This window comes from Streptomyces sp. NPDC041108 (assembly GCF_055592645.1).
The window spans coordinates 7,645-22,013 of sequence record NZ_JBVIYK010000033.1; the positions used below are offsets into that span (position 1 = coordinate 7,645).

The 14,369-nt window shown below is 67.7% G+C and carries 9 protein-coding genes and 2 pseudogenes; 7 read left to right on the forward strand and 4 right to left on the reverse strand.

Going from position 1 to position 14,369, the window contains the following annotated elements:
- Positions 1-53: 53 nt before the first annotated feature.
- The 3 genes from ACZ6BB_RS40855 to ACZ6BB_RS40865 form a co-directional block, all read right to left on the reverse strand.
- Positions 54-458 (reverse strand): hypothetical protein, encoded by a 405-nt coding sequence (locus ACZ6BB_RS40855; protein WP_471620157.1) that lies wholly within the window; start codon positions 456-458, stop codon positions 54-56.
- A gap of 1,034 nt (positions 459-1,492) precedes the next feature.
- Positions 1,493-2,212 (reverse strand): IS6 family transposase, encoded by a 720-nt coding sequence (locus ACZ6BB_RS40860; RefSeq protein ID WP_471620158.1) that lies wholly within the window; start codon positions 2,210-2,212, stop codon positions 1,493-1,495.
- 21 nt (positions 2,213-2,233) lie between these two features.
- The gene (locus ACZ6BB_RS40865; RefSeq protein ID WP_471620159.1) at positions 2,234-2,593 is read right to left on the reverse strand and encodes a hypothetical protein; all 360 of its coding nucleotides are present in this window, start codon (positions 2,591-2,593) and stop codon (positions 2,234-2,236) included.
- Positions 2,594-2,905: 312 nt separating this feature from the next.
- On the opposite strand from ACZ6BB_RS40865, the gene ACZ6BB_RS40870 reads away from it, so the two are divergent.
- The 3 genes and pseudogenes from ACZ6BB_RS40870 to ACZ6BB_RS40880 all read left to right on the forward strand — a co-directional run.
- The gene (locus ACZ6BB_RS40870; protein ID WP_471620160.1) at positions 2,906-5,761 is read left to right on the forward strand and encodes a putative dsRNA-binding protein; all 2,856 of its coding nucleotides are present in this window, start codon (positions 2,906-2,908) and stop codon (positions 5,759-5,761) included.
- A 1,587-nt stretch (positions 5,762-7,348) separates the two neighbouring features.
- Positions 7,349-7,786: pseudogene (locus ACZ6BB_RS40875) on the forward strand (pentapeptide repeat-containing protein); the annotation flags it as partial.
- A gap of 584 nt (positions 7,787-8,370) precedes the next feature.
- A pseudogene (locus ACZ6BB_RS40880) lies at positions 8,371-9,131 on the forward strand (IS110 family transposase); the annotation flags it as partial.
- A gap of 782 nt (positions 9,132-9,913) precedes the next feature.
- Here ACZ6BB_RS40880 and ACZ6BB_RS40885 read toward each other — a convergent pair.
- Positions 9,914-10,474, reverse strand: coding sequence for an RICIN domain-containing protein (locus ACZ6BB_RS40885; RefSeq protein ID WP_471620161.1), 561 nt, complete (start codon positions 10,472-10,474; stop codon positions 9,914-9,916).
- A 206-nt stretch (positions 10,475-10,680) separates the two neighbouring features.
- Here ACZ6BB_RS40885 and ACZ6BB_RS40890 point away from each other — a divergent pair, with 206 nt between their 5' ends.
- From ACZ6BB_RS40890 to ACZ6BB_RS40905, 4 genes are all read left to right on the forward strand, one after another.
- Positions 10,681-11,352 (forward strand): response regulator transcription factor, encoded by a 672-nt coding sequence (locus tag ACZ6BB_RS40890; protein ID WP_471620162.1) that lies wholly within the window; start codon positions 10,681-10,683, stop codon positions 11,350-11,352.
- A gap of 450 nt (positions 11,353-11,802) precedes the next feature.
- On the forward strand, positions 11,803-12,756 hold the full coding sequence (locus ACZ6BB_RS40895; RefSeq protein ID WP_471620163.1) for a sensor histidine kinase: 954 nt from the start codon (positions 11,803-11,805) through the stop codon (positions 12,754-12,756).
- Positions 12,757-13,008: 252 nt separating this feature from the next.
- Positions 13,009-13,356, forward strand: coding sequence for a PadR family transcriptional regulator (locus tag ACZ6BB_RS40900; RefSeq protein WP_471620164.1), 348 nt, complete (start codon positions 13,009-13,011; stop codon positions 13,354-13,356).
- Between the two features lie 4 nt (positions 13,357-13,360).
- The gene (locus ACZ6BB_RS40905) at positions 13,361-13,936 is read left to right on the forward strand and encodes a hypothetical protein (RefSeq protein ID WP_471620165.1); all 576 of its coding nucleotides are present in this window, start codon (positions 13,361-13,363) and stop codon (positions 13,934-13,936) included.
- Positions 13,937-14,369 lie beyond the last annotated feature (433 nt).

A 14,369-nucleotide genomic window follows, 5' to 3' on the forward strand; every position in this document is an offset into this window, starting at 1 on the left:
AAGCATGCTGGTTGTTCCGCCCCCCCCCCCCCCCCCCCCCCGCCACAGGCTGTTCAGGACGGCGCGGGCCAGAACTGCACGAGGTACCGCTCGACACCGTGCCCGGTGCCCTCGCCGTCGGACAGAGCCGCCGCAGCCCGGCCTGCGCAGCTGACCCGCACCCGCCACGAGCCACCCGCACCGCCCAGGGTCACGACGTCGTCGCTGCGGCCGGTGTGCATGGACCACACGGCTACCTCGCCGCTGGTGGATGTGAAGTCGGCTTCGGCCTGCTCGTCCCAGCCTGCAGGATCCTCCTGGGGCGCAGGCCCGTCCCACACTTCGACGGTGACGGTGGCGGTGTGGGTGTGGCCGCCGCTGGTGATGTCCAGCCGACCGGGGTGGGTACTGACGAAGCTCCCGAAGTCGAAGTCGTCGGGGAAGGGCATCGGCAGGTCGGCGTCATCCGACTCCTGCAATCCGAAAGCGTGGAACCCCACGTAGGCATCCACCTGCTGCTGCCGGACAAGCTCCGCCATAAGCGCCCTCTCCAACGTGACCGACCGTCCTCTCCAAGATCCTAGGACCGCACCTTCGGCCCGCTACGGAGAATGAGACACAAAGCAGCAGCTGCGAGGAGCTTCGTTGCGCACCCTCCAGATCTCTTTCCACTGCCGGGCGTGGTGGGCCGCCAGCAGCGGGTCGGGCACCTCGGTGCGCCGCATCGCGAGGCTCACCCCGCATCCCGTACACAGCTGATGGATCCAGTAAACGCCGTCGTTCCAGACACTGGTGTTGTCCCGGCTCCCGCATACTCGGCACGTCAGCCCTGGAGCTTCATCGGGCGGAACCGACGAACGGAGCACCCGCTCGACCACGACTGGCAGCGGCTCGTCGGGATGGGTTGTCGGTTCGGGACAGAAAGCGATGTTCCCCCACCCGCGCTGCCAGCCTCGCCAGGACCCGTCCGGTCTCATCTGCCGAAAGCCGCGTGCTTTGTCCGCCCGGCGACTGTTGGCATAGGCGCGTTCGTCAGCGAGCCAGAGCTGTCGGGCGTGGTGCAACTCCTCGACGGCGCGTATGAGCGAGCTCGGATCCTTCTCCAGATCCTTGGGAACTCCAGCGCTGAGACACAGGTGATGGTACGTGGCCCGGAAGCCGTAGGGCGCGAAGTGGACGAGGCACGATCGCAAATTCGAATGCCGGACGCGGGTGGGCAGGCCCTCATCGTGGACCCGCCTCCGGTGCGTGTTGAAGCTGCTCATCCCTGGACGCTACGGCCTGCCGTGCACGGATCGCACTCCACTTTGACCCATGGTTTCGGCCCGGCCGCCTTCTTCACGAGAGTGCTGCCGGAACCGTTTGCAACGAGCCCCATCAAGGGCGCGGTCGACTGATGAGGCCGTACGTCCAGGGACGGCAGTAAGGCGCCGGGCAGGCGTTGTCACGTTGTTGGCTGTGTGACTGCCTGACGGCGCGTCGTGGTGTGCTGGAGCCTGGATCCGGGCTGTGTTCAGGCCGCGGTGGCGAGGCCGGCGACGCCGGTGATGTGCTCCCAGATGGCGAAGCGGACGGTCATCTCGGCTCGGTAGTCGTGGGCGGGCATCAGATGGCGGCGGGGTCGGAAGTGGGGCGAGATGCCGCTGAACGCGGACAGGAACCGCTGCGCCCCGCCCGCGGAGCGGAAGCCTTTCATCGCCCGTTCACGCTGCCTGGTGGGTTGGTGGCTGTTCTCGGCCCGGTTGTTCAGGCCCTTGTGGGAGCGGTGCTCGACGCAGGGCATGACCTCTCGGTGGGCGGCGCCGTAGGATCGGAGCCTGTCGGTGACGATCACCCGCGGCACCGCGCCGGTCTTCTTCATAAGGCGGCGGAAGAAGCGCCTGGCCGCGGCCTTGTCCCGCCGGTTCTGCACCAGGATGTCCAGGACATTGCCGTCCTGGTCGACGGCCCGCCACAGGTACTGCAACCGCCCGTTGATCCTGATGAAGACCTCGTCCAGGTGCCACCTGTCACCGGGCCGGGGCTGCCGGCGGCGCAGCGCGTTGGCGTAGGCCTGCCCGAACTTGGCGCACCAGCGACGCACCGTCTCGTAGGAGACGACGACACCGCGCTCGAGCATCAGCTCCTCGACCTCGCGGAACGACAGCGGGAAGCGGAAGTACAGCCACACACAGTAGGAGATGACCTCGACCGGGTACCGATGCCCCTTGTACGACAGCGACACGCTCCCCACCGACGACCCTTCCCGGGCTGATCACCAGAAAATCATCCCACCGGTCAGCCAACGTGACAGTGCCCACAGCGCCGGGCCGACGATCGGCAGTTCGCAGGCGGTGGCGACGTCGTGGGTCTCCCAAGCGAGAACGCCAGCACCCACGCGAGCGATCTGCACGACCCGCGGCTCGTCATGCCACGTCTCGTACATGGCGGCCGTACGCTCCGCCGCGACGGCCTTGTCGTATTCCACCCGCAGAGCGCTCCGGAACTCCGGCTCGGCATCCATCCGCTCCCTAAGGTCGTCCTCCAGCAGACGCGCCTGCGCCTGGAGATCCTTCAGCAGCCGGACCCGGTCCAGCGAGGACCCCGCCCCCTCAGCCGTAGCCGTCGTCGTCACCGTCGGACCACTCCTTCACCGCTCACGCACGCGGCTCCCACGGCCCACCGCCCCATCCTGGCAGTCCCTCACCTCGGGGCCAACGGAACGATCCGCGTCCCGGGAGATCAACCGAACCCCTGTCCAGCACACACACCGTGACCTACCCTGAACGGGGAGTTCCGCCGTGATCATCCGAGGCGATGGCGCATGGCGGGAGGAGGGGAACAGCAGGCCGGGGGAGGGGATGCCCGTACGCCATGGGGGCGCGTGCTCACGTCACGCCACCTCAGTGCGTCGGCGGGCCGCTCCGCCCTCGCCGGGGGGAGCATCATGAACCACTGGGTCGGCATCGTCTCGCTGCGCGACACCGCACCGCCCACACCAGTCCACCGCATCGCCCTCGCGATCGAGGCGGCCCGCAAGCGCACGTCTTACACGCTCGGGAGCCGGCAGGTCCCGTACGAACGCATGCGGGCCACTCTCCGCAGGCTCGCTCAGGAGTACGCGAGCCGGTCCGAGTGGGATCACTGGCAGTACTGCGTCGACCTAGTCGGCGCGTTCTTCAACGGCGGCCAACCTCCGCGCTCGCTGCCCGGCTGGCTCGTCGGCGATCTCCGCCACACACTCGACCGGCGTGGTGCCGCACAGGCGAAGGCATCACAGCACAAGGCGTCTCAGCTCAAGGCGTCCTCACCGCAACCGACCTTCAGTCACGCCTCCGACCGCCGCCGCAAGCCCGAGCCCGCCCGCAAGAACCGCGTCGACCACCACCGTCAGGCCGCCGAGCCCGCCCGCCGAGCCCCCCGCGTCCAGCGGCAGCTCACCTCGCGTGACGTCACATACCCGCCCCTCCTCCCCCTGCCCGCAGAGCTGGTCGCCGAGTCCGGCATCGAGGTGGCCGCCGCGGTTCGGCAGGCGGTCGGACCATGGGAGCCGACCGCCGAGGCGGCCCCATGGCTCGGGCTGGCCGCCGAACACCGCAGCCACCTCTACGAGAGCCGCCACGGCGAGAACGTCACCCCGTACGCCCTCGGTCTCCTGGACCGGCTCGGCGCCACCACGCTCAACGTGATCCTCCTCGACGCCTACGCGCAGTGGGCCCGCCCACAGAAGTCCGGGGAGCAGGCGATCGAGCACGCCCGGCGTCGCCGCGCCGCAGATCTCGCGCTGGGCACGTGGGCCGCCGACGGACGTCTGCCACGCATGGGCACTGGTGAGGCACAGAAGCCGGCCCCGTCCGTGGGGGAGAGCGTCGCCCGGCAGATCCTCGGCGTACTCAGCCTCACCGGCGCACACGACGTCGCCCGTCGTCTTGTCGCCGCCGTATGGCCCGATCTCGACCGCCCGTCGGCAGAGACAGGACCCGACCCGGTCACCAAAGCGCAGTCGGTCTTCGGGAAGGAAGGGCTGACCTTCGAGGACGACGGACAGGAGGGGCCCGACCACGAGAAGGTCTTCCGGAACATCGCGCGGACCGGCGCCGGACGCAGCGCCCTTGGTATCGGCCGCTCGAAGAAGGGGGCCCGCGCAGCCGCCGCCCGCGCGCTGCTGGACAAGTACCCGCCGGCGGTGAAGGCCGCAGCCCCGACCGTCACACAGGCCGCGGGGACTCGGACCGCCTCTCCACGGCCGTACCGCCTCCCCGATCTCCCGCACCGCGACGCCGTCACCGACCTAGCGGCCATGTTCGAACTCGGACACCGGGCGGACGGGCTCCTCGCCCAGGCCCTCACCCACGCTTCCTGGGCTTACGAGAACCAGGCCGCGGTCGCCGAGGCCCATCAGCGGGCCAACGACCTCCTCGCCCATCACGGCTCCTTCGTGATCGACCACCTCGCCGCCCACACCAGGGCCCATCACGCGTTCGCCCGCGATCTCCGACTCGACGAGGACGACTCCCGCCTCCTGACCTCGTCCGACGAGGACACCGCCCGGCTCGGTGGCACGCTCGCCGTCCGTGACGGACTCCTCACCGGCCAGGGGGAGCGCGGGGAGGGGCGCTCGTCGATCTCCGACGCCGCCCAGGCCGTGCTCGCCGCGGCCTGGCGCGTACGCGGCCCGGAACTCCTGCGGCGCCGACCTGTCGTACTCGACGATTGGCTCACCGGGCTCGAACACCAACACGACCCCATCACCGTTCTCAACACGCTCGCCGCCGTATACGGCATGACATGCGAGTTCGAAGAGCAGACCACAGGGCCGGACCACCTCAAGCGATTCACGGTCACCGCCGTCCTCAGCGACACCCGAGGGCGCACGCACCGGTGGACGGCCCGGCCCGACGGCCCGGCGGGAAAGCAGGACGCGAAGAAGGCCACCGCCCAGGAAGTCCTCGACATCCTCGCCGCGCCCGGGGCGGACGACGCCTTCGACACCCTCACCCTGCGCCGACGTGACCTGCTTGTCGACCTCCTCCGCGCCCAGCTCGACGGGCTCGGGAGCCCGACCGAGCGGCAGCGCTCCCGCATCCTCACCCGAGGTGACCTCGGCACCGACCTCCTCGCCACGGGAGACATGGAGGCGTTCCTGGCCTGGGCCGCGCGCGTCGACACGTTGCTCGGCCCGGACGGCGCGACAGCCCCCGACGCGCTGGGGGAGCTGTACTGCCGCGTCGTGGACGACACCCGCCGAGGCCCACGCTCGCTCCTGCGCCGTACGGCCGCCGACGAGGGAACGGACAACGCGAGCGTCGTCCGTCGCCATGCCGCCGATGCCGTGCGGCGTGCCCTGGCCACCGGGCCGTGGGAGAAGTCCGTCCGTGACGTCGTCCAGGACTGGTGGCGCGACCAGGCGCCCGCCACCGGCGTCACGGTCCGCGACCTCATGCGTCGTAAGTCTTTTGAGCCGCTGCGTGTGCAACTCGGGGCGCTGCACGAGACGCTGACGTGGTGCGGTGAGGCAGCCGACGCGGCCGGCACGGCGGTCGACGTCGAGCTGACCGTCCAGGACGGCACCCTGCATGTCTGGATTGGGCTGCACAACGTCGACGTCCGGGCCGCCTGCGACGACTTCGCCCAGCTCCTGTCCCGCACCCTGCCGCACACCGACTGCCTCGTCGACGACGACCACGTACTGCTGCGCCTGCACTGCCGCCCCGATCCGCAGGGGCTTTCCGCGCTCGCGGCGGCGGGGCTCGACGCCTACCTCGGAGGGGCGGACACGGCACGACGGGCCGAGACCGTCTGATCCACATCCGATCCCTGTCCGTCCGACCGGAATACGAAGAGGAGCGATCACCAGTGCCGCCCCGCAAGTCATCCAGCTCCGCCCGTGACCACGGCGACTGGGCCGTCCCGTACCAGCCGGCCGACTTCACCGACATCGACCTGACGACCGTGACGTGGACCGCGCGAGCCCCGTCGGCGCGAACCCGTGGGCAGCCCAAGAGGTCAAGTTCTCGACCAAGGGGCCGGACGGCGAGACCGCCGGATTTTGACCGTGGATCTCCTCAACGATGCCTGGAGCGGCCCCCGGGATGGCCTTCCCTCCGCGATCTGGCAGGTCGTGCCACTCGCCGCGACCTCCGCCGGGGACGTCGGCATCACGTACGCGACTCCTGGCCGCTCCTGATTTAGGGATGCCATCAGCATCGGAGATCGATCATCAGACCGGGTGGTGCCGACCTCTGGGCCATCCCGGACACCGCGCAGGACCGGTATAGGGAGTGGGTCGGGCTCTAGGCACCGGCCCGGCCGTGGTGATCCAACTCCTCGAGTAGACCGACGGCCGCGAACGCGTGCACAGGAAGTGGACCGCCCACGGCGAAGTCGAGGCCCAACGAGCTGACCGTCCGGGCCGGACTCCTCGTCCGACGCGGCTGGAGACCATTGATGCCGTCTCCTGGTGCCTCCGGCCGTGGACACGGCGTCGAGAGCGCGGCGTTTGCACAGCCGTCGGCCCTCACGCAGGGGACCGGGAGCGACGGCGCGACCCCGCCCAGGTAGTAGCACGTGGGCGGGGCCAAAGGCGGGTCTTCACTGGGGTTGCTGGAATCAGTCATACCGCAGGGCTGTGACTGAAACTGGCGGGGCGATGGGTACGGGTGCGTCCCCGTACCGACGCCGGGAGACACCGACCCCGTATCCGTCAGTCACACGTCACGGAAGCTGAGGCGGTGTTGACGGCGTCAGGCTGGGACTCGCCGGAGGGATTCCCGGCGTAGCCGCGCCCGGAATCGCCGGGGCAGTCGACTGTGACTCCACTGGCAGCTGCCCATCGCGGGCCCCCCGCTCCGGCGGGACACCGAAGAGGAAAGCAAGCGCGACAAGAGTCCCTGTACCAGCCGCGAAGGCGACCCCTATATCGCCCTGCTTCGGAAGAGACGTGGAGCAGGCACGGGTGTACCTGAAGACGGCGTAGCCCACGCAGCACGAGACAAGGAAGATCAACGCGGCATCGACGTCGATAGGTATTACTGTCACAACTAGGGCCCTCACGGCTCGGGGACCTGCCCGCCGTGACTCCTACATCCACGGGCAGGTCCTTCCCTGGCCTTCCGCACGAGCGAACGGCCTCTGATCACCCCTTTAGTCGAGAACAGGCCCATGGACAGCAAAAGGCCCAACTCTCCTTAAAGGGAGTTGGGCAGGACTCGCGGGGCGACTTGAAAAACATGGCACTCGATTCAAATGCCATGCAAATCGAAGACCCCAAGTAGTGCGTGATACCCGTCACACACCACGTTCGATCATGGCGATTCAATCGGGCGATGGGGCCGAGACGGTCTCTGGCGCCTGCTGCAACCGTTGATCGTGTAGCCGTGTCTCCATCCGTATGACACGCAACCGGCGGCCATGGCTATCAACGGATGATCGAGAGCTGCGTCTGTGGAACGTCGGCCTCGTCCTCGTCCTGGCCTTCCTCGCCGCCCTCGTTGTCGCCGCCGCCGTGCTCTACACCGGCTGGGACCTGCTCGGCGCCCGAGAGCTGAAGCTCGAATGGCGCATCGACTCCAAGACGCTCTTCGATCTGGTCAAACTCTCTTTCGGCGTTGTCGCCGGGGCTGGCGCGCTCGTCGCCCTGGTCGTCGCCTACCGCCGCCAGCGTGTCGACGAAGCAGGCGCCCACCGGGAAGCTACCCGGCTGCACACCGAGCGCTTCTCCCAGGCCGTCGACAAACTCGGCTCGGACTCCCCAGCTGTCCGGCTCGGAGGCGTCCACGCCCTGGCAGGTCTTGCCGACGACGCCCCCGACGACAGCTTGCGCCAGACCTAATCCGTACTTAAGAGCGTTCCGGCGGAGCGGATGCTGCTCGGGATGTTCGAGTACGGGGCTGCGATGCCTCCGGCCAGCCAGGTCGACTGAGACCTTCGCATAGAGCGGCGCGCGGTCCTGGTACTCGGAGTGGTAGCGGTTGCGTGGGTGCCGGACGGATGCCTTCGCCAGACTTGGCTTTGACGCCTCGATGCAGAGCGGCGGCGTCCGGCGCCTTCGCGGCCGCCACCACGAACGAAGGGTGTTGCCCCTCGTCGGCGCTGAACGGACACCTGCCCATGCCTTGGCCTTGAGGCCTCCAGCCAGAGCGGCGCCGTTCAGCGTCGACGAGCGTCAACACCCGCCGCTTGATCACTCGTTGGTGTTGGTGGTGCGAGCCCACTGCACGGTGACCTCTTGATACGCCCGAGCCGTTCGAGCTCCCGCGCAGACCGAGGCCCGTGAGGTGCGCTGGTGCCACGAACGGCTAGTGAGGTGTCGGCCCGACCCTCTTGCGGTCGAGGCCTGGGATTAGGTCGCTCGCGTGGCCCGCATGCGCTCGTGACCAGCGCAAACACCCGGCACGTAGGGGAGGGAACACTTTGATCTACTGCGGAATCGACTGGGCAGAACGCACGCACGACGTCGCCCTGGTCGACGACACCGGCACTTTATTGGCCAAGCGGCACATCACCGACGACGCGGCCGGCTACCAGGTCCTGCTGGAGTTGCTTGCCGAGTACGGCGACACCGAGGAGAACCCGATCCCGGTGGCGATCGAGACATCCCGCGGGCTGCTCGTTGCGGTGCTGCGGACCGGAACGCGGAAGGTGTTCGCGATCAACCCGATGGCGGCCGCCCGCTACCGCGACCGCCACTCCGTCTCGCGCAAGAAGTCCGATCCCGGCGACGCCCTTGTCCTGGCGAACATCCTGCGCACCGACATGCATGCCCACCGGCCCCTGCCGGCGACAGCGACCTCAGTCGTGCCATCGCCGTCCTGGCCCGCGCCCAGCAGGACGCTCTGTGGAATCGGCAGCAGATCGCCAACCAGCTCCGCTCCCTGTTGCGCGAGTACTACCCGGCCGCCCTGGAAGCCTTCGCCACCTGGGCCAACGGCCTGTGCCGGCCCGAAGCCCGTGAACTCCTCAAGGCCGCCCCGACCCCTTCACGAGCCGCACGGCTGACCCGGACGCAGCTCCAGGCCGCGCTCAAGCGGGCCGGCCGCAAGCGCGGTATCGACGCGGAGGCCGACCGACTGCGCGACGTCTTCCGTGCTGCGTGGGCCCACCAGCCGCCGCTGGTCGAGGACGCGCTCGGCAAGCAGATGCTCGCCAGGCTTGCCCAGATGTTGAGGTCTTGCAGGCCCAGCATGATGGTGGACGCCGCAGAGAGTGTCAGCGTCAGCACCTTGATCACCGAAGCGTTCCGACGGAACCTCTGTTTCTTCCCGTCTGCATAAGCATCGCCTTGACGAATCTTGCGCAGCAGGGCGGCAGCCGTTTCTTCTGGGCTAAGGCCAACGCCCAATTCACCGTTTGACTGCATCTCTACCCCCAGGCAACCATCGTCACTTTGCGGTCCCCTTGCCGGACGCCGCGCCGTGAGGGCACGGTTCCATGGTGTGCCTGGCCTCAGGTCCCGTCGGCCGACCAGCGGCGGAAGCATCGGAAGACCGCAGCCCGTAGCGTTCGGGCTGATCCCGCCAGGCGGCATCCGTGGACAGCCTTTACAGAATGCCGTTGAGGACCTGCCAGCGGTCCCGCTCCAGACGGCCCACCGAGGCGGAGCCAGCAACGCTCGATCACTGCCCACGCCTGATCAGGATTCGCTGCTGACGAGACGGCCGTCCGGCAATGACGCTCCGACCCCCAGCATTGAGCTGCTGGGGGTCGGAGCATTTCTACTACTCCCGCTCCACCGTCCTGAACACCTGGCCCGGGAGGAAGTGATCGTCAGGGCCCTCTGGGGCGATGATCCTGCTCATGACCGCCCGCCTCGCCCGGTGGCACCATCGCACCGAGGCGGTGCCGGCCGTCGCCTGAAGATCGCGGCGGCAGGTGCCGACCAGGTCGAACTTGGCCAGGGGCCTCTGGGTTCGGGATCGATCCCACAGTCAGTGTCCGGGCTGATTCCCCGAGACTGTCACCGGTCGATGTTCCAGCGTTGGCTCCAGGTCGAGTAACAGTCCCAGACGTGGAGGATGGCGCCGTCTGTGAAGCTCGGCCCCCGGACATCCAGGCACCGGGCGGACGCAACGTTCCTTAGCTGGGTCCACCCGCCGCTGCCGATGCGTTCCCACAATTGGTTGTTCGAGTTGTCGTTGCAGGTGTACTGGTACACGGCGTTCCCATTCGCATTGGGAACGTCCTCGGACTTGTCGAGGCACTTTCCGGAGAGTGCGTTCTTCAGCTTGAAGATCTTGTTGCCGTTGGCGAGCGTGCCGGCGTCCATGATCGTCCATCGCTGGTTGCGTACCTCGCCGGTGCTCCTGCGCGCCCACAGCTGTGCCTGCCCCCGGTTTGCCAGGGAGTAGTCCTTCATGTCGAGGACCTTGATGCCGGAGGACGGGTCGGGCTTCTGCACGCTGACGACTGTGGTGTACAGCGGTTTCGGCGCTGCATGAGCTGATGTCGTCGATGCGACGAGCGCTGTTGCGGCGGCAGCGCCAGCACTCAGGACGGCCGCGAGTCGCTTGTAGTCCATGTCTCCTCTTTCCTTTGAGGTTGTGCGGGTGTTTCGCCAAAGCGACTTGATGGGCGGCCAGCTGGGCGCTCCCCCCAATCCCACATCCGTGGATCCCGCCGCGGCTGGCCGTGGGAAAGACGGTGCCATGACAGGACTGTGGGGAAACTGAAGGTTCCTGAAAGGCCTTCAGGCTCCCCACAGGACAAGGCAGTCATGCTGGGGGTATGCGGATACTGGTGGTTGAGGACGACCGGCGCATGGCGGAACTGCTACGCCGGGGGCTGGTCGGTGAGGGCTACGCCGTCGATCTTGCGCACGACGGGTCTCGGGGGCTGGAGCTGGCGTTGGAGAACGCCTACGACGCGCTCGTGCTGGACGTGCTGCTGCCCCAGCTGAACGGCTTCCGGCTGTGCGGGCGGCTGCGTCAGGAAGGTGTGTGGACGCCGGTGCTGATGCTCACCGCCAAGGACGGCGAGTACGACCAGGCCGAGGGCCTGGACACCGGCGCGGACGACTACGTCACCAAGCCGTTCTCCTTCGTCGCGCTCGCTGCCCGGCTGCGCGCCCTGATCCGGCGCGGCCGCTCCGAACGGCCCGCCGTGATACGGATCGGGGACCTGGAGATCGACCCGGCGACCCGTGAGTGCCGACGTGGCACCACCGATGTGGCCTTGACCGCGCGCGAGTTCGCCGTCCTGGAATACCTCGCCCACTGCAGTGGGGAGACCGTCTCCAAGTGCGAGATTCTCGAACACGTGTGGGACGACCGCTTTGACGGCGACGTCAACATCGTTGAGGTCTACATCAGCGCCCTGCGCCGCAAACTCGACACGCCGTTTCAGCGGCGTACCATCCGCACCGTCCGCGGTACCGGCTACCGCCTGGACGCAGGCTGAAGAGGCGCACTAGTGAAACGGGTCCGCTGGATGCTCTCTCTGCTGCGTCGGCTTCGGCCTGCCACCATGCGCATACGGCTCACACTTCTGGTCGCTCTGATTACTTTGATCTGTTTGAGCGCGAGTGCGCTCGCTGTCGCCACGGTGGTCAGGGCCTCATCGCTGCGCATCGCGACCCATGACGCTCAGGCGAACTTTTGGTTCCCGCCTTCTCATGAAGCCTGGAGCGACACGCCATGTACCCGTGACTCGGTAGCGAATGCCAAAGCAGCCGCCCGCAACGATGACCTGGACTCCTACGGTTACGCCTGTTCCTATCTCCCGAAGTCAGGCGCTAGAGCAGTCGAACCACACGAGTACACAGGGGAGTTGTCTCTACTGCCCTGGACTGACCCCGCCCGCGTTCAGCCCATGGTTCTGGTCTCCGACCCTAGCCTGCCCCCCGGATCAGTGATCATCCATCCGCTCGACTACTGGCAGGAACGACAGAGCACGATCGGGTGGAGACTGCTCGGAAGCACGCTAGGGCTCACACTGTTGATCTCAGGCGGCACCTGGTGGGTGGTTGGCCGAGTGTTGCGCCCGGTCGAAGCGATCCGTGCTGAGTTCGCTGAGCTCAGCACCCACCGATTGGACCGGCGTGTCCCCGTCCCTCTCGAAGGGAATGAGATCGCCCGCCTGGCCGGGACGATGAACAGCACCCTGGACCGGTTGCAGACCGCTGTCGACCGGCAGCGTCAGTTCACTGCGGATGCCGCGCATGAACTGCGTACTCCGCTCGCCTGCCTGCGCACCGAACTCGAACTTGCCCTCAACCGGCCTGACACCGCCGACTGGCCCCAGGTAGTCCGAGACGCCCATGGGGACACCATGCGGCTGCAGGAGCTGATCGAGGACCTGCTGCTCCTGGCCCGCCTCGACGCCGAGCACGCCGAGCACGCCGACCGGGGACCCGACGGGAGCGTCGATCTCACCGACGTAGTGCGCAGGGAGACCGCCCGCCGCCGCCCCCGTGACCTCACCATCGATGTACACACCGGGCCTGGTCCCGTCACCGTGCGTGGCCGCCCCGCCCTGCTCGCCCGCGTCGTGGGCAACCTCCTCGACAACGCCGAACGCCACGCGGTCAGCACCATCACGGTGCGCCTGGCTCACGATACGGAACACCGCGAAGCGGTTCTCGACGTCCAGGACGACGGCTCTGGCATCCCGCCGGAAGACCACCAACGAGTCTTCGAACGCTTCACTCGGCTCGACGACGCCCGCGCCCGCGATACCGGTGGCACCGGCCTTGGCCTGGCCATCGCCCAGCGCATCGCCACCGCCCACCACGGCACCCTTGAGATCGCCCCGAGCGCCCGTGGCGCACATTTCGCTCTGTGCCTCCCCACCTGCGTGCCCTGACGCGTGCCCGGGATGACGTGTCCGGATCAGGAACAGGCTCTAGCGGCTACTGGACCTGCCTGGGTTTTGTGGGTGACGGCCCGCCCATCCGCCAACGCCAGCCTGGACGACATGGACTGAGCACCAGGTGGACACGACCCAGACAGACCCCGTACGACGACGGCCCCACCCGAACTCAAGGGGGGCCGCCGTCGTGACGGCCCATCACCTTTACGGTTGCCTTGCAGGTCGCGCCCATACTAGAGTTTTTGCATGGCTAAGACTCCGCGCATGACGCTCCAGACACAGCTGGTGCTGCGGACCCTGCTTGAAACCCCCACGAAAGCCCGATACGGACTCGAACTTTCAGACGCAGCAGGACTGCCCACCGGCACCATCCACCCGATCCTCGCCCGCCTCGAAAGCGCCGGCTGGCTCGAATCTTTCTGGGAAGACCAGAACGAGATCGAAAAGACAGACCCGCCCCGCCCCCGCCGCCGCTACTACCGCTTCACCAGAAACGGCGCCGAAAGCGCACGCATCGCACTCGCCCAGTCCTACCAAGGCGGACGCACTTCCGCCCGACTGCGCCCCGCAGCCGACGGCCCACAGGGGGTGTAGCGCAGTGAGCTACGAATCGTATAACCCTTGGGCCGACGAAGTAGAAGTGCCTATCCCTGAGTTCCTCAGCGCCGACGACCCCCAGCTCGACAAGGCTGCCGATGCCGTGAACCGGGGCCAGTTAATCGGGGTCACCCAGATGACGGCGCACGGATTTGATCCGCCTGCCGACCCCTATGGCCGCCTTGAAGAGGACAACGCGAGCCAGTGTCCCAACGGGCATGTCTCAACCAACGACACATGGTGTGACGTCTGTGGTTATCGCCTGAAGCCGTTGCTACCGACCGGTGCCGGAACGTCGATCGACAACGACGAACTCTTCGACAGAATCAATTCTATGGGTGTCGTGCTCAATATGCCCCCGCCTCCTCCACCAGCCAGCCGGACCATCGCGATCGCCGTCCGTCTCCTGCCCCCCAGCGACCGCGAACGGTGGTTCGAAGAGTTGAGCGCTGAGTGGGCAGACCTCGCAGAATGCCACCGCAGGGTCCGGATCCGATACCTCATCCGCATCACCCTGCGCGGCCTCCCCGCCCTGGCATGGCGGCTCCGGCGTACCGGGCAACGCGAGACAGCATGAACACCGCACGGCGAGTCAGCGCGCCGGGCCCCGGCCGCAACGCATACCAGACGGCATCCACCTCCCAGCAGCAGACCGACGGAGATACTGTGGCCGGCCCCCCGCTACCGCCTCGCCATGCCAACGGACCCGGCAAGGAGGCGGCAAGGCGAATCCATTTGGTCGCCGCGCGCGACTACGGAGCCCACGACCCGACAGAACGCGACAGCAGCGAGACGCCGCCAGTAACCCAGGCGACGCTCCGCGCCAGTTGGTTCGTCTTTCGCAACCGCCGTCGACAGGGCCGGTCACCCATCGACGCCATGGGGCTGCTGCTGCCAGCACGGCACCGCGACCGCTGGACAGAAGAGTGGAAAGCCGAGTGGGTAGACCTACACGACCAGCCGCGCCGAACCCGGGCCGCCTTCGTCCTTCGCGTCGCGCTGTACAGCGG

What these genes read in the sequence shown, in the direction of transcription:
- ACZ6BB_RS40885 (WP_471620161.1), bottom strand. Translation starts at nt 10,474, where the DNA reads ATGGACTACAAGCGACTCGCGGCCGTCCTGAGTGCTGGCGCTGCCGCC.
- ACZ6BB_RS40900 (WP_471620164.1), top strand. Translation starts at nt 13,009, where the DNA reads ATGGCTAAGACTCCGCGCATGACGCTCCAGACACAGCTGGTGCTGCGG.
- ACZ6BB_RS40870 (WP_471620160.1), top strand. Translation starts at nt 2,906, where the DNA reads ATGAACCACTGGGTCGGCATCGTCTCGCTGCGCGACACCGCACCGCCC.
- ACZ6BB_RS40890 (WP_471620162.1), top strand. Translation starts at nt 10,681, where the DNA reads ATGCGGATACTGGTGGTTGAGGACGACCGGCGCATGGCGGAACTGCTA.